The sequence below is a fragment of the Sphingomonas sp. CFBP 13714 genome (assembly GCF_014842205.1).
Classification (GTDB): domain Bacteria; phylum Pseudomonadota; class Alphaproteobacteria; order Sphingomonadales; family Sphingomonadaceae; genus Sphingomonas; species Sphingomonas aerolata.
In genome coordinates this window covers 1-19,090 of sequence record NZ_JACYVG010000004.1, presented here as the reverse complement: position 1 = coordinate 19,090, position 19,090 = coordinate 1, and the positions used below count along the sequence as shown (strand labels likewise).

The 19,090-nt window shown below is 65.0% G+C and carries 11 protein-coding genes; 5 read left to right on the top strand and 6 right to left on the bottom strand.

Going from position 1 to position 19,090, the window contains the following annotated elements:
• Nucleotides 1–28: 28 nt before the first annotated feature.
• The gene (gene rpoC / locus IFT54_RS10280; RefSeq protein ID WP_192070576.1) at nucleotides 29–4,315 is read right to left on the bottom strand and encodes a DNA-directed RNA polymerase subunit beta'; all 4,287 of its coding nucleotides are present in this window, start codon (nucleotides 4,313–4,315) and stop codon (nucleotides 29–31) included.
• 169 nt (nucleotides 4,316–4,484) lie between these two features.
• On the bottom strand, nucleotides 4,485–8,666 hold the full coding sequence (gene rpoB / locus IFT54_RS10275) for a DNA-directed RNA polymerase subunit beta (RefSeq protein ID WP_031393738.1): 4,182 nt from the start codon (nucleotides 8,664–8,666) through the stop codon (nucleotides 4,485–4,487).
• Between the two features lie 550 nt (nucleotides 8,667–9,216).
• On the opposite strand from rpoB, the gene IFT54_RS20900 reads away from it, so the two are divergent.
• Both IFT54_RS20900 and IFT54_RS10265 read left to right on the top strand, forming a co-directional pair.
• Nucleotides 9,217–10,494 (top strand): EAL domain-containing protein, encoded by a 1,278-nt coding sequence (locus IFT54_RS20900; protein ID WP_192070575.1) that lies wholly within the window; start codon nucleotides 9,217–9,219, stop codon nucleotides 10,492–10,494.
• A 126-nt stretch (nucleotides 10,495–10,620) separates the two neighbouring features.
• Complete coding sequence (locus IFT54_RS10265) at nucleotides 10,621–11,964, top strand: hypothetical protein (RefSeq protein WP_192070574.1); 1,344 nt, start codon at nucleotides 10,621–10,623, stop codon at nucleotides 11,962–11,964.
• Between the two features lie 212 nt (nucleotides 11,965–12,176).
• Here the strand turns inward: IFT54_RS10265 and rplL are convergent, their stop codons facing one another.
• Both rplL and rplJ read right to left on the bottom strand, forming a co-directional pair.
• Nucleotides 12,177–12,551, bottom strand: a complete 375-nt coding sequence (gene rplL, locus IFT54_RS10260) for a 50S ribosomal protein L7/L12 (RefSeq protein WP_031392842.1) — start codon at nucleotides 12,549–12,551, stop codon at nucleotides 12,177–12,179.
• Nucleotides 12,552–12,615: 64 nt separating this feature from the next.
• Nucleotides 12,616–13,131: a 50S ribosomal protein L10 gene (gene rplJ, locus IFT54_RS10255; RefSeq protein ID WP_031392843.1), complete on the bottom strand. Its 516-nt coding sequence runs from the start codon at nucleotides 13,129–13,131 to the stop codon at nucleotides 12,616–12,618.
• A 401-nt stretch (nucleotides 13,132–13,532) separates the two neighbouring features.
• On the opposite strand from rplJ, the gene IFT54_RS10250 reads away from it, so the two are divergent.
• Together IFT54_RS10250 and IFT54_RS10245 are read left to right on the top strand one after the other, a co-directional pair.
• Nucleotides 13,533–16,037 carry a PhoX family protein gene (locus IFT54_RS10250; protein ID WP_192070573.1) on the top strand — a complete coding sequence of 835 codons (2,505 nt, stop codon included), beginning with the start codon at nucleotides 13,533–13,535 and terminating at the stop codon, nucleotides 16,035–16,037.
• A 95-nt stretch (nucleotides 16,038–16,132) separates the two neighbouring features.
• Nucleotides 16,133–16,987, top strand: coding sequence for an oxidoreductase (locus IFT54_RS10245; protein WP_192070572.1), 855 nt, complete (start codon nucleotides 16,133–16,135; stop codon nucleotides 16,985–16,987).
• Between the two features lie 84 nt (nucleotides 16,988–17,071).
• On the opposite strand, the gene rplA is transcribed toward IFT54_RS10245, so the two are convergent.
• On the bottom strand, nucleotides 17,072–17,764 hold the full coding sequence (gene rplA / locus IFT54_RS10240) for a 50S ribosomal protein L1 (RefSeq protein ID WP_031439626.1): 693 nt from the start codon (nucleotides 17,762–17,764) through the stop codon (nucleotides 17,072–17,074).
• Nucleotides 17,765–17,768: 4 nt separating this feature from the next.
• Entirely contained in the window at nucleotides 17,769–18,200 is a 432-nt protein-coding gene (gene rplK / locus IFT54_RS10235) for a 50S ribosomal protein L11 (protein WP_031392847.1), read from the bottom strand.
• A 525-nt stretch (nucleotides 18,201–18,725) separates the two neighbouring features.
• Here rplK and IFT54_RS10230 point away from each other — a divergent pair.
• Complete coding sequence (locus IFT54_RS10230) at nucleotides 18,726–19,037, top strand: hypothetical protein (protein WP_192070571.1); 312 nt, start codon at nucleotides 18,726–18,728, stop codon at nucleotides 19,035–19,037.
• Nucleotides 19,038–19,090: the final 53 nt, after the last annotated feature.

Genomic DNA, 19,090 nt, shown 5'->3' with positions numbered 1-19,090 from the left:
CCTTTTCATTGGCGTCTGATGCGCCCGATTACTCGGGCTTGTTCAGATACTCGCCGGCATCCGCATCGGTGCCGGTGCCCGAGGTCACGACTTCGCCAAGCGCGTCGTCCCCCGTGCCGCCGGAATCGCGCGGCGAGCGGGCGAGTTCGGCGTCATGCTCTTCCTTCGCCGACTTCGGCGCGATGATCGAGGCTTCGGCCATCTTGCGCTGGGCGACGCGCATCGAGGCGTCGCGGCTGTTCGCCACGACCCGCAGGCGGTTGAGACCTGCACCGGTGCCTGCCGGGATGAGCCGGCCGACGATCACGTTCTCCTTCAGACCCATCAGCATGTCCTGCTTGCCCTGGACCGCGGCCTCGGTGAGAACGCGGGTGGTCTCCTGGAACGATGCCGCCGAGATGAAGCTGCGGGTCTGCAGCGACGCCTTGGTGATACCGAGCAGGATGGGCTTGCCCTGTGCACGGGTCTGCTTCTTGTCGAGCTTCTCGTTCGTCGCGTCCATTTCCTCGCGATCGACCTGCTCGCCCTTCAGCAGCGTGGTGTCGCCGCCGTCGGTGATCTCGACCTTCTGCAGCATCTGACGAACGATCGTCTCGATGTGCTTGTCGTTGATCTTCACGCCCTGGAGTCGATAGACCTCCTGGATTTCCGACACGAGATACTCGGCGAGGGGCTCGATACCCATCGTCTCGAGGATGTCGTGCGGATCGGGCGAGCCGCCGATCAGGTTGTCGCCGCGCTTGACGTAATCGCCTTCCTGCACGTCGATGACCTTCGACTTCGGCACCAGATACTCGACGACGTCGCCGCCATCCTCGGGCTGGATGCCGATCTTGCGCTTCGCCTTGTAATCCTTGCCGAACACGACGCGGCCCGAGATCTTGGCGATGATCGCCGAGTCCTTTGGAATACGCGCCTCGAACAGCTCGGCAACGCGCGGCAGACCACCGGTGATGTCACGCGTCTTGGCGCTCTCGCGGCTGACACGGGCCACGACGTCGCCGCCGAACACCTGTGCGCCATCCTCGACCGACAGGGTCGCACCGATCGCCAGCATGTAGCGGCCGGTCTCGCCCGACGTCTCGTCGAGCAGGGTCATGCGCGGACGCAGATCCTCCTTCGACTTGGTCGCCGCACGATATTCGATCACGACGCGCTGGGCGATGCCCGTGGCTTCGTCGGTCTGCTCGGTGAGCGTCTTGCCCTCGATCAGGTCGACATACTTGATCGTGCCCGGGTTCTCCGTGATCACCGGCATGGTGAACGGATCCCACTCGGCCATCCGGTCGCCGCGCGACACGATGTGGCCATCGTCGAACAGCACATACGCACCGTAGGGGATACGATCGACCGAGAGCTCGCGGCCGTCCATGTCGACGATCGCGATTTCACCAGAGCGGCTGAGCACCACGCGACGGCCACGCTGGTCGACGATGATACGCAGATCGCGGAACTGCACCGTACCGTCGGCATGCGCCTCGAGGTTCGACGTCTCGTTGAGCTGCGCTGCACCACCGATGTGGAACGTACGCATCGTCAGCTGCGTGCCCGGCTCACCGATCGACTGCGCGGCGATGACGCCGACAGCTTCACCGATGTTCACCGGCGTACCGCGGGCGAGATCGCGCCCGTAGCACTTGCCGCAGACGCCGATCTTGGATTCGCAGACCAGCGGGCTGCGGATCTTGCACGACTGCGTGCCGAGGCCTTCGATCATCGTGATCATCGGCTCGTCGAGCAGCGTGCCCGACGGGATGATGACCTTGCCGGTCTTCGGATCGGTGATGTCCTCCGCGGTCGTACGACCGAGGATGCGCTCGCCGAGGCTTGCGATCGTCGAACCACCCTGAAGGATTGCCTTCATTTCGAGTGCGCGCGTGGTGCCGCAATCCGGTTCGATGATGACGCAATCCTGCGACACGTCGACCAGACGACGCGTGAGGTACCCCGAGTTCGCCGTCTTCAACGCCGTATCCGCGAGGCCCTTACGAGCGCCGTGGGTCGAGTTGAAGTACTCAAGGACGGTCAGACCTTCCTTGAAGTTCGAGATGATCGGCGTCTCGATGATCTCGCCCGACGGCTTGGCCATCAGGCCGCGCATACCGGCAAGCTGCTTGATCTGCGCCTGCGAACCGCGGGCACCCGAGTGGGCCATCATGTAGATCGAGTTGATCGGCTTTTCACGGCCGGTCTCCGTATCGACCTTCACCGCACGGATCTCGTCCATCATGGCGTTCGCGACCTGGTCACCGCAACGGCTCCAGGCGTCGATCACCTTGTTGTACTTCTCCTGCTGCGTGATCAGACCGTCCTGATACTGCTGCTCGAAGTCCTTCACGAGCGCCTTGGTATCATCGACCAGACCGACCTTCGCGTCCGGAATGATCATGTCGTCCTTGCCGAACGAGATGCCGGCGCGGAAGGCGTGGCGGAAGCCGAGCGTCATGATCGCATCGGCGAACAGCACGGTCTCCTTCTGGCCGGTGTGACGATAGACCTCGTCGATCACGTCGCCCACGTCCTTCTTGGTGAGCAGGCGGTTGACGGTGTCGAACGGCACCTTGTGGCTGTGCGGCAGGCACTCGCCGAGCAGCATGCGGCCCGGCGTCGTCTCGTAACGCTTGAGATACTGCTTGCCGTTCTCATCGGTCTGCGGAACGCGGCTGATGATCTTGCTGTGCAGCGTCACGGCCTGTGCGTTCAGCGCCTGATGCACTTCGGCCATGTCGCCGAGCAGCATGCCCTGGCCCGGCTCATTCTCCTTCATCATCGACAGATAATAGAGACCCAGCACCATGTCCTGCGACGGCACGATGATCGGCTTGCCGTTGGCGGGCGACAGGATGTTGTTCGTCGACATCATCAGGACGCGCGCTTCGAGCTGCGCTTCGAGCGACAGCGGGACGTGCACGGCCATCTGATCGCCATCGAAATCGGCGTTGAACGCGGAGCAGACCAGCGGGTGAAGCTGGATCGCCTTGCCCTCGATCAGCACCGGCTCGAACGCCTGGATGCCGAGACGGTGAAGCGTCGGCGCACGGTTCAGCATGACCGGATGCTCGCGGATCACCTCGTCCAGGATGTCCCAGACTTCCTTGCGCTCCTTCTCGACCCACTTCTTCGCCTGCTTCAGCGTCATGCTGAGGCCCTTGGCGTCGAGGCGTGCGTAGATGAACGGCTTGAATAGCTCGAGCGCCATCTTCTTCGGCAGGCCGCACTGGTGCAGCTTGAGCTCAGGCCCGGTCACGATGACCGAACGACCCGAATAATCGACGCGCTTGCCCAGAAGGTTCTGGCGGAAGCGGCCCTGCTTGCCCTTGAGCATGTCCGACAGCGACTTGAGCGGACGCTTGTTGGCGCCCGTGATCGTGCGACCGCGGCGACCATTGTCGAACAATGCGTCGACGGCCTCCTGCAGCATGCGCTTCTCGTTGCGGACGATGATGTCCGGCGCGCGGAGCTCCATCAGACGCTTCAGGCGGTTGTTGCGGTTGATCACGCGGCGATACAGATCGTTCAGATCCGACGTCGCGAAACGACCGCCGTCCAGCGGCACCAGCGGGCGCAGCTCGGGCGGGATGACCGGAACGACCTCGAGGATCATCCATTCGGGGCGGTTGCCCGAATCGATGAAGCTCTCGACGACCTTCAGGCGCTTGATGATCTTCTTGGGCTTCAGCTCGGACTTGGTGACCGCGAGCTCTTCGAGCAGCGTGGTACGCTCACCTTCGAGATCGAGCGACTCCAGCATGATGCGGACCGCCTCGGCACCGATACCGGCCGAGAACGCGTCCTCGCCATACTGGTCCTGCGCGTCGAGGAGCTCGTCCTCGGTCATCAGCTGATACTTCTCGAGCGGGGTCAGGCCCGGCTCGATGACGATGTACGCCTCGAAGTACAGCACGCGCTCGAGCTGCTTGAGCTGCATGTCGAGCAGCAGGCCGATGCGCGACGGCAGCGACTTCAGGAACCAGATGTGCGCGACCGGTGCGGCCAGCTCGATATGGCCCATCCGCTCGCGGCGAACCTTCGAGACGGTAACCTCGACGCCGCACTTCTCGCAGACGATGCCCTTGTACTTCATGCGCTTGTACTTGCCGCACAGGCACTCGTAATCCTTGATCGGACCGAAGATGCGCGCGCAGAACAGGCCGTCACGCTCGGGCTTGAACGTGCGATAGTTGATGGTCTCGGGCTTCTTGATCTCGCCGAACGACCAGCTGCGGATCTTGTCCGGCGATGCGATGCCGATCTGGATCTGGTCGAACGTCTCGGCCTTGGCGACCGGATTGGCGAAGGGGGTCATCTCGTTCATGAGCTGTCCTTAGGAAAAATCTTCCCCCCTACCGCTTGCGGGAGGGGGAGGGGCCCAGCCTCTTCAGGCTGGGAGGGGGTGGGCGCCCGGCATCGGCATCGCGTTTCGCTGCCGGCCGGGAGCCCACCCCTCGGTCCCCTCCCGCGAGCGGGAGGGGAGGGCACAGGAGTTACTCCGCCGCGATCTGGATGCCGTCGCTGTCGAAGCCGGGCTCCGACTGCTTCAGGTCCACATTCAGGCCCAGCGAGCGCATTTCCTTGACGAGCACGTTGAAGCTCTCCGGAATGCCCGCCTCGAACGTGTCGTCACCCTTGACGATCGCCTCGTAGACCTTGGTGCGGCCGACCACGTCGTCCGACTTCACCGTGAGCATTTCCTGCAAGGTGTACGCCGCGCCGTAGGCCTGGAGTGCCCAGACCTCCATCTCGCCGAAGCGCTGACCACCAAACTGCGCCTTACCACCCAGCGGCTGCTGCGTGACGAGCGAGTATGGCCCGATCGACCGTGCGTGGATCTTGTCGTCGACCAGATGGTGGAGCTTGAGCATGTAGATGTACCCAACCGTCACCTTGCGATCGAACTTGTCGCCGGTACGTCCGTCGAACAGGTCCGACTGGCCCGACGGGTCGAGACCCGCCAGTTCCAGCATCGCCGACACGTCCGCCTCGCGTGCACCATCGAACACCGGCGTCGCCATCGGCACGCCGCCCTTCAAGTTCTTGGCCAGCTCGATGATCTCGTCACCCGAACGGGCGTCGATCTCTTCGTGATACTGCTCGCCATAGACCGTCTTGAGACGATCGCGGACCGCCTCCGGCATCGCACCGGCCTTGGCCTCCGGATTCTCCTCGCGCCAGGTTTCGAGCGCGTGAGTGATCTGCTGACCCAGACCACGTGCGGCCCAGCCCAGATGCGTCTCGAAGATCTGCCCGACGTTCATGCGCGACGGCACGCCCAGCGGGTTGAGCACGATATCGACCGGCGTCCCGTCGGCGAGGAACGGCATGTCCTCCGCCGGCAGGATGCGGCTGATGACGCCCTTGTTCCCGTGACGGCCGGCCATCTTGTCGCCCGGCTGCAGCTTGCGCTTCACCGCGACGAACACCTTGACCATCTTCAGCACGCCCGGCGACAGCTCGTCACCACGCTCCAGCTTCTCGCGACGATCGTGGAACTTGTCCGTGATCAGCTTGGCGGCATCGTCATACTGGATCTTGACCGCTTCCAGATCGCTCTGGATCTTGTCGTCAGCGACCGCGAACTTCCACCACTCGTGGCGGTCGACGCTGTCGAGCAGATCCATGTCGATCACGACGCCCTTCTTGACGCCCTTGGGCGCCGAGGTGGCCGTCTGGTCGAGCAGCATCTCGCGGAGACGCGACCAGGTCGCACGGTTCAGGATCGAACGCTCGTCGTCCGAATCCTTCTTCAGACGCTCGATCTCCTCGCGCTCGATCGCCATCGCGCGCTCGTCCTTGTCGATGCCGTGACGGTTGAAGACGCGAACGTCGACGACCGTACCCGACACGCCCGGCGGCAGGCGAAGCGACGTGTCGCGCACGTCGCTGGCCTTCTCACCGAAGATCGCGCGGAGAAGCTTCTCCTCCGGCGTCATCGGCGATTCACCCTTCGGCGTGATCTTGCCCGCGAGGATATCGCCCGGCTCGACCTCTGCACCGATGTAGACGATGCCCGCCTCGTCAAGGTTGCGCAGCGCTTCCTCGCCGACGTTCGGGATGTCGCGCGTGATGTCCTCGGGCCCGAGCTTCGTGTCGCGGGCCATCACCTCGAACTCGTCGATATGGATCGACGTGAACACGTCGTCCTTCACGATCCGCTCGGAGATCAGGATCGAATCCTCGTAGTTGTAGCCGTTCCACGGCATGAACGCGACGAGGCTGTTGCGACCCAGCGCCAGCTCGCCGAACTCGGTCGACGGACCGTCGGCGAGCACGTCGCCCGCACGGACCACGTCGCCCACCTTCACCAGCGGACGCTGGTTGATGCAGGTCGACTGGTTCGAACGCTGGAACTTCATCAGCGTGTAGATGTCGACGCCCGACTTGCCGGCATCGATCTCGCCGGTTGCACGGATCACGATACGTGCCGCGTCGACCTGGTCGACGATGCCCGCACGCTTGGCCGAGATGGCGGCGCCAGAGTCACGCGCGACCGTCTCTTCCATGCCGGTGCCGACGAACGGCGCCTCGGCCTGGACGAGCGGCACGGCCTGACGCTGCATGTTCGAGCCCATCAGCGCGCGGTTGGCGTCATCGTTTTCCAGGAACGGAATGAGCGATGCGGCGACCGAGACGAGCTGCTTGGGGCTGACGTCCATCAGCGTGATGTTGTCGGGCAGCGCCATCAGGAATTCGCCCGCCTGACGCGACGAGACGAGTTCCTCGGTGAAGCCGCCGTCACCGGTCAGATCGGCGTTGGCCTGCGCGATCGTGTGCTTGGCCTCTTCCATCGCCGACAGGTACACGACGTCGTCGGTCACCTTGTGGTCGACGACCTTGCGGTACGGCGTCTCGATGAAGCCGTACTTGTTGACGCGGCTGAACGACGCGAGGCTGTTGATCAGACCGATGTTTGGGCCTTCCGGCGTCTCGATCGGGCAGATGCGGCCGTAATGCGTCGGGTGAACGTCGCGGACTTCGAAGCCAGCGCGCTCACGCGTCAGACCACCTGGTCCAAGTGCCGACACGCGACGCTTGTGGGTGACTTCCGACAGCGGGTTGGTCTGATCCATGAACTGCGACAGCTGCGACGAGCCGAAGAATTCGCGAACCGCGGCAACCGCAGGCTTCGCGTTGATCAGGTCGTTCGGCATGACCGTCGACACGTCGACCGACGACATGCGCTCCTTCACGGCGCGCTCCATGCGGAGCAGGCCGACGCGATACTGGTTCTCGAGCAGCTCGCCGACCGAACGGACACGACGGTTACCGAGGTTGTCGATATCGTCGATCTCGCCCTTGCCGTCCTTGAGGTTCACGAGCGTCTTGATGACCTCGAGAATGTCCTCGGTGCGCAGCGTCGTGACGGTGTCCTCGACGTCGAGGTCGAGACGCATGTTGAGCTTCACGCGGCCCACGGCCGACAGGTCGTAGCGATCCGGATCGAAGAACAGACCCGAGAACAGCGCCTCGGCGGTCTCCAGCGTCGGCGGCTCGCCAGGGCGCATCACCCGGTAGATGTCGGACAGCGCCTGCTCGCGCTCTTCGGCCTTGTCGACCTTGAGCGTGTTGCGGATCCACGGGCCGGTCGCGACGTGATCGATGTCGAGCAGGTCGAGACGCTCGATGCCTGCCTGGTCGAGCAGTTCGAGGTTCTCGGCGGTCACTTCGTCACCGGCTTCGATGTAGATGCGGCCGGTCGACTCGTCGATCAGGTCGTATGCCGAATAGCGGCCGAAGATTTCCTCGGTCGGAATCAGCAGGTCGGTGAGACCGTCCTTGAACGCCTTGTTCGCGGCGCGCGGGGAGATCTTCTGGCCGTTCGGGAACACGACTTCGCCGGTCTTCGCATCGACGATGTCGAACATCGGCTTCTGGCCACGCCAGTTCTCGACCTGGAACGGAACGATCCAGCCACCCTGGCCGCGGACGAACGTCACGCGGTTGTAGAAGTAGTTGAGGATCTCTTCCGACGTCATGCCGAGCGCGTAGAGCAGTGCCGTCACGGGCAGCTTGCGCTTGCGATCGATGCGGACGTTGACGATGTCCTTGGCGTCGAACTCGAAATCGAGCCACGAACCGCGATACGGGATCACGCGGGCAGCGAACAGATACTTGCCCGACGCGTGCGTCTTGCCGCGATCGTGATCAAACAGCACGCCCGGCGAACGGTGCATCTGGCTAACGATGACGCGCTCGGTGCCGTTGATGAAGAAGGTGCCGTTCTCGGTCATGAGCGGCATGTCGCCCATGTACACGTCCTGCTCCTTGATATCGATGACCGACTTGGCCTCGGTATCGGGATCGACCTCGAACGCAGTCAGACGCAGCGTGACGCGCATCGGCGCGGCATAGGTGATCCCGCGCTGGCGGCATTCCTCGACGTCGAACTTCGGCGGCTCAAGGACGTAATCGTCGAAATCGAGATAGGCGGTGCCGGCGAAATCCTGGATCGGGAACACGCTGCGCAGCGTCTTCTCGAGACCCGAGACGTGGCCGATCGACTTGTCGGAGCGCAGGAACTGCTCGTAGCTCTCGCGCTGGACCTCGATCAGGTTCGGCATCTGCACGACTTCGTGGATGTTGCCGAAGACCTTGCGGATGCGACGCTTTGCGGTGCCGCCGTCGCGACGCTGCTTGGCAGCGCCCTCGTTGATCGCCTTGGAAGCCATAGGTTATTTGCCCTCAATAAACTGACGGGTCAGCCGTAATTTCGTGCCCGGGAACCCCCGGACGGGGCGTGCAGTAACGCAAAAAGGCCGCGCGCAATCACATGCGGCGGCTTTCGGCGAATGAAACCCCGGCATCCAATACGATCGACATGCTGCGCGACGGCCTGTCATTTCCCGGATGCTGTGGTGAGTGGCTTATATAGGACGGTGGCCGGCGCTTGTCAAAGCGGTCCGGTCTCGCGCGGAAAATGTCGAAGACGGGATGCCCTTGCGGCCAGGCGAGCGCGGCGCAGCGGCTCGTGGAAAAATATTTGTAATAAAATCACAATGCCACGCAACGGCTTATTGGGCGACGAGCGACCTGGCGCGGACGCGACGCTGTTCGCGGGGATGACAGTCCTGATCAGGATTAGTAGATACCAATTGGCTACCGGGATTGAATCCGCCGCACGGCGGGGCTTGCCGGTGTCGTTCAGCCGTCATTCGTCAGCGTCCACCCTATTGCCGAGTTCACGCCCATGTCGATAGCCGCCCGGTCGGACCCGTCCGCGTGAGCGCCGATCCCAGTCTGGCGCCCCCACCGGGTGCGGCAGCAGGTTTCGGCCTGGGGCTGGCAAGCCCGGCCTCCGCTTGTCTGCCTGTGGCGGGGGAGGGGCGCGCCGTGCTGCCGCGATTGCTGTTCGTCCATGCCGCCGATGCGGCATCGTGCCAGGCGCACGCGGAACTGCGGTCCCGTGGCTATGCCGTCGCCTGGATCGGCCATGCGGGGGAGATTGCGGCGGGAACGGCGTTCGCGCCTGACGTCGTGATTGCCGACGCGCAATCGCGGGGCGACGATCTGATCACCGTGCTCGATCAGATCGGGCACGACGGCCGGATCTGCCCGGTGATCGAGTTGCGGCCGCCGGGCGAATATCCGTCCGCCGTCCTCGGCGAGGCGATGACCGGCGAGCATCCGCTCGTCGGGTCGCTCGAGCGGACCTACAAGATCGGCGCACTCACCGCGATCCTCGCGTCGCTCGCGACCGGAACGGGCCGGTCGGAAGACGCTGCGGGCGACCGGCGCATGATCGCGGCGCTGCTTGTGGAATCGCGGCTGCTGCCGAACCTGCATTACGAGTTCCTGCCCAAGATCGACCTGACCACCGACCAGGTTGCCGGCTATGAAGCGCTCGCCAGGCTGCGCAACATCCCGGGTGTGAACCCCGAATGGCTGTTCGCCGCGATGACCGACGCGGGGATCGAGGCGGCAGCGACGATGAAGGCGGTCACCGCCGCGCTCGACCTCTGGCTTGCGCTGAGCGTCGAGCAACGGTCCGCGCCGGTCGCGATCAACTGCAGCCAGGCGGTGCTGGCCGATCCGCTGTTCCAGGCGGCGCTGGGCGATGAACTGCGCCGGCGCGGTGTCGCGTCGAATGGGCCGGGACGGGGCGTCCTGATCATCGAGATCACCGAGGATGCCCGGCCGGTCGATACCCAGCGGCTGGTCCGCGACATGAACGGGTTGCGCGATCTGGGCGTGGTGTTCTCGCTCGACGATTTCGGCAAGGGGGCGACGAATTTCGATCGCGTCTTCACGCTGCCGATCGCCGAGCTGAAGATCGACAAGGACTTTTTTGGCCATTGCGCACGCCACGTGCACGAACTCGGCATACTGCGCGAGGTCGTCCGGTCCTGCCACGCGCGGGGGCTGAGCACGGTCGTCGAGGGGGTCGAGACTGAAGAGCATCTCGCGATCGCCCGCGACCTGGGCGCTCGCTGTGCACAGGGCTTCTACTGGGGCCGGCCGATGGCGGCGGGGAGCTTCGCGCACGTCCGCGTGATCTGAAGGCCAGCAGTTCGCGATGCGGACGATCATCTGGTCGCCCTCGCGGCGCGGCTCATCGCATGGCGACTTGCCGCCGCGACCCGTTCGGCCTCCCCGCGCTAGCGTTGCAGGAGGGAATTTTCGACGATGAGCATACAATGGCGCCGCGCGCTTCTGATCGTGCCGGCTGGCCTGGCGCTGGCGCCGCCCGTGGTCGCGCAGGAGGCGGGCCAGACGTCGGACGCCGCGTCGCAGCAGTCGACCCCACCGGCGCCTGCCGGGACGGTTCGCGGGCTCGAGCCGCTCCAGGCCCGCGACACGGGGACGGCAGCGGTTCCCGTACCCGATACGCCACGACTGGTTCTGCCGGCTCCGACGACCGCAGACGCGCCGCCGCGCAGCCGCACCCCCGCGCGGGCGCCGGCGACACGCACTGCAGACCCGGATACGCCGAGGGCCGGGCGGGTCGACGCCGCGACGACGTCCAGGCGTGCGACCGAGGCCGTGCCGTCGGTCGCACCGCGGGACGCAGCGGACAGTCGGGTGGATTCGGCACCCGCATCGACCGTCACCCCGGTGGCGACCACGCCGGCACCAGCCGTTCCGGCAACCACCGCGAGCCCCGAAGTCGCCCCCGCCGTCGCGCCGTCCTCCGCTTCCAACGAACGCACGATCGCCGCGCCGGAGCAGGGCAAGGCGATGCCGTTCTGGCTGTGGCTGGCGGTCATTCCGATCGTCGTCATTGCGCTGTGGTTGCTGCGCAGGGGGCCGCGTAAACGGCATGATCGGCTGGACTATCACGAGCCCGAGACGTTGACCGACGCGGAGGCACCGCCGGCAAGCCCGGTTCTCCCGCTCCCCACGCCGGCGCCGGTCCCGCCGAGCCCCGCACCGGTGGTGACGCCGACCCCGGCAATCGCGCCGCCGTCCCCGCCGGAGCCTGCGACGACGGCAACCCCGCAGTTTCTCGACCGGCGGGCGCGCGAGCCGGAGCGGGCACGTCTGTCGGTCGAGCTGCGCCCGCTTCGTGCTGGGTTGAACCTCCTCAGCGCGACGGCTGAATGTGAGCTCGTGGTGACGAACGTCGGCGCAGGCGTCGCGGAGGCGATCCGGGTCCAGGCGGTCCTGCTGAGCGCGCATGCTGGACAGGACGCCGATCTGACGGCGGTGAATGCGGGTCAGGTCGCGCGTCCGGCGACCGCGCCGTTCACGCTCGCGCCGGGCGAGTCACGCACGATCCGGACGGTCTCGGCCATGTCGCGCGAGGCGATCCACAGCATGACCGCGGCCGACCGGCCGATGTTCGTGCCGATCGTCGCGGTCAACATCCGCTATGCCAGCGGGGCGATCGCCGGTCAGACCGCGCGTGCCTGGGCGATCGGTGTCGAGCGGGTCGACTCGGCCAAGCTTGCGCCGTTCTGGCTCGATACCCCCGCGCGCATGTATGACGGGATCGCCGCGCGGCCCCACGCGCCCGCGATCATGGTCTAGGCGGGCGCAGGCGAGGGGCCGGGTCGCATCGATCCGGCCCGGTTGCGATCTATCAGGCACAAAAAAAGGGCGACCCCATCGCTGGGGCCGCCCATTTTTTAGCTGCGGCCAGCAGGGGCGGAGCCCCTGCTTCGTCGGTCGGTGCAAGCACCGCCGGCCGGCCTTGCGGGGAGTGCGCTTCAGCGTGGCTGAAGCGTCTCTCCCGCTGCGGCTTACTTGACCTCGACGGTCGCGCCAGCTGCTTCGAGCTGTGCCTTGATCTTGGCGGCTTCGTCCTTCGACACGCCTTCCTTGACGGCCTTGGGAGCCGACTCGACCAGCGTCTTTGCTTCGGTCAGGCCGAGCGACGTGATCGCGCGGACTTCCTTGATGACGTTGATCTTCTTGCCACCGTCGCCGGTCAGGATGACGTCGAATTCGGTCTGCTCTTCAGCGGCCGGTGCGGCTGCGCCGCCGCCAGCTGCCGGTGCTGCGACCGCTGCTGCGGCCGAAACGCCCCACTTCTCTTCGAGCAGCTTCGAAAGCTCAGCTGCTTCGAGAACGGTCAGTTCGCTCAGGCTCTCAACGAGCGCGTTCAGGTCTGCCATGATAAATCTCCATCTCGGGGCATGTGCCCCATCAGTTCAAAAAGTAACGAAAGAGCCTGCAAGATCAGGCGGCTTCCTTCTCCGCGTAGGCGGAAAGCACGCGCGCGAGCTGCGCTGCCGGAGCCTGCGTGATCGTCGCCAGCTTCGTGGCAGGTGCCACGATGAGGCCGAGGATCTTGGCACGCAGTTCATCCAGCGAGGGCAGCGTTGCGAGCGCCTTCACACCGTCGACGTCGAGGGTCGTCGCGCCCATCGCCCCACCCACGATTTCGAACTTGTCGTTCGTCTTCGCGAATTCCACGGCCACCTTGGCGGCCGCGACGGGATCGATGGAGCTGGCCAGACCGACCGGACCCGTGAGCATGTCGCCCAGCGAGCTGTAGTCGGTGCCGTCCATGGCGATCTTGGCAAGCTTGTTCTTCGAGACCTTGTAGGTCGCGCCGGCGTCACGCATCTTGTTCCGCAGCACAGTGGACTGTGCGACGGTCAGGCCGAGGTTGCGCGTCACAACGACGACGCCGACCTCGGAGAAGGTGCGGTTCAGCTCGGCTACGGCCGCGGTCTTTTGATCACGATCCATGCCATTCTCCACGTTTTCAGGTTCACCATTTGCACGGTGGACCCGGTTACTAACCGGAGGCGCAGACAAGCCCGCGCTTCCGGGTGTCTCGTCGATGGGGCATGGGAGAGGGCAGGCGCCGGAGCGCTCCGCAAAATCTCATTCCCCGTCTAGGTGGGAGATTAAGCGCCGGCAAACCCGGTGCACCCACTGTCTCGGACGGAGTTCGGCAGGCGGACCCGCCGAACGAAGCCGCCGCATAGCCGAATCGGTCGCGAAGTCAATCGCCCAGATGCGGTCCGGCGGGTGTCGCGGAACCGTCACGCGACTGACGCGAAGGTGTCTCCGTTCCTTCACCGCACTGCCGCTTTACCCGGCCAAAGCTCCCCGCAGCGGTCAGATCGGCCGATCCGGGGGGACGTATGAAAATTCCGACGAACATGACGATGGCCTATCACGATGGCGATATCGACACGAACACCAGCGCCAATCCGCATCTGAACGATCTGATCGCGGTGCGCTATTCCCGTCGCCAGACGCTGATGGGCGGCCTGTCCGCCGCGACCGCCGCGGTGTTCGGCGGCATGCTGCTCGCGGGTTGCGACGAGGATGACCCGCGGCGTGCGGTCACCGTGCAGGCCGGTGCATCGGGCGCGACCTCGGCAGGCAAGACGGTCACCCTGACCGGGACGGTAGCGTCGGGCAGCGCGACGGGTGTCGCCTGGGCCCAGACGGGAGGCCCGGCCGTGACGCTCGCCAACGCGAACACCGCGACCGCGACCTTCACCGCGCCCAGCGTCGCTGCCGACACCACGCTCACCTTCACCTTCACTGGCACCAGCACCGACGGCATCCGCAGCGAGACCTCGACCAGCGTCACCGTCAGCCCGGCGCGGCTCGACTTCACCGCGGTTCCCAAGAGCCTTGCCGACGTCGTCTCGGTGCCGGCCGGCTACAGCGTCACCGTGCTCTACCGCCTGGGCGATCCGATCGCGAGCGGCGTCGGCGCCTATGCCAATGACGGCAGCGACACGAACTTCGCACGCCGTGCGGGCGACCATCATGACGGCATGAGCTATTTCGGGCTGGCCGCGACCGGCAGCACCCCCGACGCCAACGGCAACACGCGCGGCCTGCTCGTGCTCAACCACGAGAATATCACCCAGGCCTATCTGCACCCCAACGGTGCGACCAGCACCGGCGGCGCGATCGCAGCGGGCGGTGTCCGCCCCGAGGCCGAGGCGCTGAAGGAAATGGAATGCCACGGCGTCTCGGTGATCGAGATCAGCCGCTCGGCGACCGCGTGGAGCTATGTCCCGGCCTCGGCGTTCAACCGCCGGATCACGCCGCTGACGCCGATGAGCTTCAGTGGTCCGGTCCGCGGCAACGCACTGCTCAAGACGCGCTATTCGACCGACGGCACGGCGGGTCGCGGGACGATCAACAATTGCGCGAACGGCACGATGCCGTGGCACACCTATCTGACCAACGAGGAGAATTGGGCGGGCTATTTCCGTCGCCAGTTCGGTGACGTCGCCGCACGCGGCGGGTCGACCGCCAAGCAGAATGTCTCGCTCGCCCGCTACGGCATCCGCGAGACCGCCAACGCCACCACCTTCAACGGCAATTACGGCTGGGCGTCGGTCGTGCCGGCAGACGCTGCCAACACGCTCTATGCGCGCTGGAACGTCACCACGACCGCCGCGACCGATGCCACGGGCGATTTCCGCAACGAGGCGTTCCAATATGGCTGGGTGGTCGAGATCGATCCGTTCGATCCCGCCTCAACCCCGCGCAAGCGCACCGCGCTCGGCCGCATGAACCATGAGGGTTGCGAGATCGGCCGCACGATCGCGGGCGTCAAGCCGGCCTTCTACATGGGCGACGATGCGCAGAACGAATATATCTACAAGTTCGTGTCCGCCACGCCCTGGTCGGCGGCAGACGCGACCGCGACCAACCGGCTCGCGATCGGCGACAAATATCTCGACTCGGGCACGCTCTATGTCGCCAAGCTCAACGCCGACGGTTCGGGCCAGTGGCTGCCGCTCGTGTTCGGGCAGGGGCCGCTGACCAGCGCCAACACGACCTATCCGTTTGCGGATCAGGCCGATGTGCTGATCAATGCGCGTCTGGCGGGCGACGTGCTGGGCGCGACCAAGATGGATCGTCCCGAATGGACCGCGGTGAACCCGGCGACGGGCGAGATGTACTGCACGCTGACCAACAACTCGTCGCGCACCGCGGCGAATGTCGATGCGTCGAACCCGCGGGCCTATACCGATCCCAAGACCACTGGTGGCCAGACCACGGGCAACGCCAACGGCCATGTCATCCGTCTGCGCGAGACCGGCGACACGTCGGAGGCGACCGCCTTTACGTGGGACATCTACGCATTCGGTGCGGGCAGCGATCTCGATGCGACCAACATCAACCTGTCGGGGCTCGACGCGACCAACGACTTCTCGTCGCCCGATGGCCTGTGGTTCGGCCTGCCGAGCAATCCGACCGGCAACGTCACCCCGGTGATGTGGATCGAGACCGATGACGGCGCCTATACCGACGTCACCAACTGCATGCTGCTCGCGGCAATCCCGGGCCGCGTCGGCGACGGCGGCACGCGCGCCGTGACGAGCACGCTCGGCGGGACCAGCAACACGGTCACGACGCGGATCGGCAAGGCACCGGCCACCACGCTCCGGCGCTTCCTGGTTGGGCCGAAGGAATGCGAGATCACCGGCATCCACTCGACCCCGGATGGCCGCTCGCTGTTCGTCAACATCCAGCATCCCGGTGAGAATGGTGGTCCCACCAACATCACCAGCAGCTGGCCCGCGAACCAGGCCGGCGCGGTCGCGACCCCGTCGCGTCCGCGCTCGTCGACGATCGTCATCACCAAGAATGATGGCGGCATCATCGGGCTGTAAGAAGGGCAGGGGGCGGGTCGCATAACGGACCCGTCCCCGGCTTTCGGCGTTACCTCCAGCGAACGCATGTCCAGCGTATCCGGAAAGGTTCGTCCATGACTCTCCCTGCATCGCCCGTCTGGTTCATTACGGGTTGCTCGACCGGCTTCGGCCGCGATCTGGCCAGGCTGGTCCTCGATCGCGGATGGCGCGCGGTCGTCACGGCACGCCATGCCGACCGGGTCGCCGACCTGGTCGAGGGTCATGACGACACCGCGCTCGCCCTCGCGCTCGACGTCAACGACCAGGCGCAGGTCGAGACTGCGGTCGCGGCGGCCAAGGCGAAGTTCGGCCAGATCGACGTGCTCGTGAACAATGCTGGCTATGGCTATCAGGCGACCGCCGAAGAGGGTGACGAGGCCGAGATCCGTGCCCAGTTCGACACCAATGTGTTCGGGCTGTTCGCGATTACCCGCGCGGTCCTGCCGATCATGCGCGCACAGGGCAGCGGCAACATCGTCAACTTCACCTCGGTCGCCGGGCTCATCGGGTTTCCGGGATCGGGCTATTATGCGGCATCGAAGCACGCGGTCGAGGGCTGGTCCGACTCACTGCTTGCCGAGGTGGGGCCACTCGGCATCGGCGTGACCTGTGTCGAACCGGGCCCGTTCCGCACCGACTGGGCGGGGCGATCGCTGCGCCAGACGCCGAGCCAGATTGCCGATTATGCCGATACCGCGGGCGCGCGGATGGCGGGAACGAAGGACGTCAGCGGGACGCAGGCCGGGGATCCGGTCCGGGCAGGCGAGGCGATCATCGCCGCGGTCAGCCAGGACGTGCCGCCGCGCCATCTGGTGCTCGGCGCATTCGGCTATGAGGCCGTGACCGCAAAGCTGCGCGAACGGCTGGCCGCGATTGAAGCGGCGCGCGACATCAGCCTGGGTGCGGACTTTCCAGCCGATGCGACCTGAGCGCATCAGGCGGCCCTGACGCAGAAAGGGCCGGGAGATCGCTCTCCCGGCCCCTTTCCTAACACTCGAAAGCGCGAACGCCGATCAGGCGCCGGCGACTTCCGTCGTGTCGACCTTGATCCCGGCACCCATGGTGCTCGAAACCGCAATCTTGCGGACATACTTGCCCTTCGCGCCCGACGGCTTGGCCTTGACCACGGCGTCGACCAGCGCATCGAAGTTCGCGCGCAGGTCTTCTGCCGGGAACGACGCCTTGCCGATGCCCGAGTGGATGATGCCGGCCTTCTCGACGCGATATTCGATCTGGCCGCCCTTGGCGTCCTTGACCGCCTGCGCGACGTTCATCGTCACCGTGCCGAGCTTCGGGTTCGGCATCAGGCCCTTGGGGCCCAGAACCTTACCGAGACGACCGACGATGCCCATCATGTCCGGGGTCGCGATGCAGCGATCGAAATCGATCGTGCCACCCTGGATGGTCTCCATCAGGTCTTCCGCGCCGACGACGTCTGCGCCTGCTGCGAGAGCCTCTTCAGCCTTCGCGCCGCGGGCGAACACGCCGACGCGGACGGTCTTGCCGGTTCCCTTGGGCAGCGTCACCACGCCGCGGACCATCTGGTCTGCGTGACGCGGATCGACGCCCAGGTTCAGCGCGACTTCGATCGTCTCGTCGAACTTCGACGTGGCGCCCGAGCGTGCGAGTGCGATCGCTTCGTCAATTGCGTGCAGCTTGACGGTGTCGACCGTGACGGCCTTCTGCTTCTTGGTCAGCTTTGCCATGATATCAGCCCTCCACCACTTCGAGGCCCATTGCGCGGGCGCTGCCTTCGATGATCTTCGTCGCAGCGTCGATATCGTTGGCGTTGAGGTCCTTCATCTTCGTCGTGGCGATCTCGCTCAGCTGCGAGCGCTTGATCTTGCCAGCGACGACCTTGCCCGGCTCCTTCGAACCCGACTTGAGACCGGCGGCCTCCTTGATCAGGTACGATGCCGGCGGGGTCTTCGTCTCGAACGAGAACGAACGATCCGCATAGACCGTGATGACGGTCGGGATCGGCATGCCCTTCTTCAGTTCGCTCGTGCCGGCGTTGAATGCCTTGCAGAACTCCATGATGTTCACGCCGCGCTGACCCAGCGCAGGCCCGATCGGCGGCGCGGGCTTTGCCTCGCCTGCAGGGACCTGCAGCTTGATGTATCCGGTAATCTTTTTAGCCATGTCACTCTCTTGATAGGGGTCGCCCGCATAAGCGCGTACGGCCCGGTTTCGAGTCTAGCGGTACGAACGACGCACGCTCGACGCGCGTCTCCCGCAGGTTCCATCATCAGATGTTGGAAGCTGGCGCGCATAGCCGAGGCGTGCCGCTCGTGCAAGCCCATGCACCGACCAGTGGCTATTGCTGCGCAGGCGCCCGCCATCCCCAGGCGTCGGGACTACCCGGGCGGTCACAGCAACGGCCGACGCCGAGTATGCAACCGATTGCAGTCCGAAAGTCTCCACCTTCATCGCAATGATGCAGATCAGCAAATTTCAAGTTATTCGTACAAGATGATCTAAATCATGAGCGAAAACACAGTAAATGTGGCAAGTCCTGCACGAGGAGAGATTAGGACAGCCATGAGAGCGGCCTTTGATCATGACAGCGGAACATTGAGATTCCTTACAATGGCGCTAGGGCTTGCGCTTGGTCTAGTGATCCCGCTTGGTTTCATATTGGCATGCTCGCTTATACTTGACCGACCGGTGACGATACTTATCGTCGGAATTATCGTTGGAATATCCGCAACCTATGCCCTGTCGGTGATCCTGATGCGGCCGTCGAAGCATGACGAGGAGCATGTCGGGGACGCCGTTCCCAAGGTTTCGCTTGCCATGATTTGCCTGGCGACGGCGCTGATCGTCTGCGGGTTCAGCATCTATGTGTCCGACCGGCCGCATTATCTTCTCTACCGGGACATGCCGCATATCGCCGCGGCGATGCTGTTCCTCCCCGGCATGCTCATCGGGTCTGGCTGTATCCTCTGCATGATCGCCGGGCGCGCCGTGCCGCGCTAGGGTCAGGACTCATTGGTCATAGCCAGAAGATGACGGTGGCCGCGAGCGCGACG

Bases quoted from the DNA above. Each gene is read 5' to 3' on its own strand.
- IFT54_RS10265 (WP_192070574.1), top strand. From the start codon at position 10,621: ATGAGCATACAATGGCGCCGCGCGCTTCTGATCGTGCCGGCTGGCCTG.
- rplK (WP_031392847.1), bottom strand. From the start codon at position 18,200: ATGGCTAAAAAGATTACCGGATACATCAAGCTGCAGGTCCCTGCAGGC.
- rplJ (WP_031392843.1), bottom strand. From the start codon at position 13,131: ATGGATCGTGATCAAAAGACCGCGGCCGTAGCCGAGCTGAACCGCACC.
- rplA (WP_031439626.1), bottom strand. From the start codon at position 17,764: ATGGCAAAGCTGACCAAGAAGCAGAAGGCCGTCACGGTCGACACCGTC.
- rpoC (WP_192070576.1), bottom strand. From the start codon at position 4,315: ATGAACGAGATGACCCCCTTCGCCAATCCGGTCGCCAAGGCCGAGACG.
- IFT54_RS10250 (WP_192070573.1), top strand. From the start codon at position 13,533: ATGAAAATTCCGACGAACATGACGATGGCCTATCACGATGGCGATATC.
- rplL (WP_031392842.1), bottom strand. From the start codon at position 12,551: ATGGCAGACCTGAACGCGCTCGTTGAGAGCCTGAGCGAACTGACCGTT.
- IFT54_RS10245 (WP_192070572.1), top strand. From the start codon at position 16,133: ATGACTCTCCCTGCATCGCCCGTCTGGTTCATTACGGGTTGCTCGACC.
- rpoB (WP_031393738.1), bottom strand. From the start codon at position 8,666: ATGGCTTCCAAGGCGATCAACGAGGGCGCTGCCAAGCAGCGTCGCGAC.